The organism is Rhizobium sophoriradicis (genome assembly GCF_003939025.1).
GTDB classification, from domain to species: Bacteria; Pseudomonadota; Alphaproteobacteria; order Rhizobiales; family Rhizobiaceae; genus Rhizobium; species Rhizobium sophoriradicis.
Window position 1 is genome coordinate 1 of sequence record NZ_RQIH01000056.1, and the last position, 1,194, is coordinate 1,194.

Genomic DNA, 1,194 nt, shown 5'->3' on the forward strand with positions numbered 1-1,194 from the left:
AGAAAAGCGCGGGTTGGGGTCCGCTTCCACAACTTGACAGCGGTGACATCGGTCCTTAGCGAGGCTGGATCAATGACACCTCAGGATCAGCAAAGTGAATTATTTCAGGCAACTCGTGATTGCGATACTTCATCCCGGGGACGGGTCTGGAAGCACGCTTGATCGAACCAACGGCATTGCGGTTTTTCTCTTTGCAATCCTGCCCGGACTTTCACCCAATTTCAACGGGTTCATCCTCCTCGCGTCGATGCTGTCGGGCATCTACTTGCTGGCGACGGCCCGCTTTCCTCTGAACTTTTCGAAATCAGACCGGGCAGTCGCCATCTGCATGACGATCTACCCGCTGGTGATGATCGCCAGCATCTTCATCAACCCGCCTTACTCCGAAGTGGCGGACTGGATATTCCGGCTCCTGCCCTTTTTTTCGATTTGGCTGATATTGCCGCGAATGCGCCAATCGCCCGATGGCCGCCTCGTGCCACTGTTTATCCTCGGCGCCGGGATCGGCATGATCGTTACCTTTATCATGAGCCTGCTGCAGATCATGTTTCTGATGGAGAGAGCAGAGGCTGGGACATCGAATGCAGCGCTCCTCGGAATCATAGGCCTTCTTTTCGGGGGCGTTGCGCTTCTTAACGTTCAATCTCCCAAAAGCGTCGAGCAAAGAATTGGGATCTTGGGATATGCCGCCGGCCTCGGCTGCGTGCTGCTTTCCGGAACGCGTTCCGCCTGGCTGGCCATTCCCGTCCATCTCGTCATCTTTCTCTGGTATTTTCGCAAACACAGCTTCCATCTGAGTTTGCGCAGTCTCGCCATCACCGGCTCTTTGTTGTTTGCGGGACTTATCGCGCTGGGCAGCGGCCAGATCATCCATCGCATCGAGGCGCTGCAGGAAAATATGGCAGCGCTTGAACGCAGTGAAGGCGAGATTACCTCACTCAGCGCACGGGTCGCTTTGTACAAAGGCGCACTGTCAGCAATCAGCAAGGACCCGTTGACCGGTTACGGCCCGCAAAACAGGATGGCCTCGGTCTTGGCGGAACTGCCAGACAGCATGCGGCCATACTTGACCTTCTCGCATGTTCATAATGGCTTTCTGACAGCGGGAATTGACGCCGGCGTTGTCGGCATCGCGGCGCTTTCGCTGCTGCTCCTGACGCCCGTGATAGCCGCGTGGAAAAAGGAACCCGGTCC

Annotated in this window: 1 protein-coding gene; it reads left to right on the plus strand. The window is 56.3% G+C overall.

Annotation, left to right across the window (positions count from 1 at the left end; genetic code table 11):
- Window positions 1-94 precede the first annotated feature (94 nt).
- Window positions 95-1,194, plus strand: a 1,100-nt coding sequence (locus EFR00_RS32755; protein ID WP_148102835.1) for an O-antigen ligase family protein, incomplete at its 3' end; no start/stop codon positions are given.